The 264-nt window shown below is 60.6% G+C and carries 1 pseudogene; it reads left to right on the top strand.

What is annotated here, in order from left to right:
• Nucleotide 1: 1 nt before the first annotated feature.
• A pseudogene (locus EOD29_RS32485) lies at nt 2–264 on the top strand (peptidoglycan-binding protein); the annotation flags it as partial.

Genomic DNA, 264 nt, shown 5'->3' with positions numbered 1-264 from the left:
CCTGCTGACGGTCTTTGTCGTCGGGCAATTCATCCTCAGCCGCGAGATTAGCGGACGCGATGAGGTGCTCAATCGTCTCAACAGTCAGATCAACGAGCTGACGCAGCTTCTCGCGCTTGAAAAGGGCAGCAATCAGGATCTCCAGGATTCGGTCGCCAATCTGCAGGCCTCGCTTGCCAGCGCCGAAGGTGACCGGTCGCGACTGCAGGCGCTGCTGAATGCCGGTTCGGGTGGTCAGGATGCGGCGCAAAAGCGGATCGGCTC

The sequence above is a fragment of the Mesorhizobium sp. M1A.T.Ca.IN.004.03.1.1 genome (assembly GCF_003997555.1).
In the GTDB taxonomy this organism is placed as follows: Bacteria; Pseudomonadota; Alphaproteobacteria; order Rhizobiales; family Rhizobiaceae; genus Mesorhizobium.
This window is presented reverse-complemented; position numbering and strand designations above follow the sequence as displayed.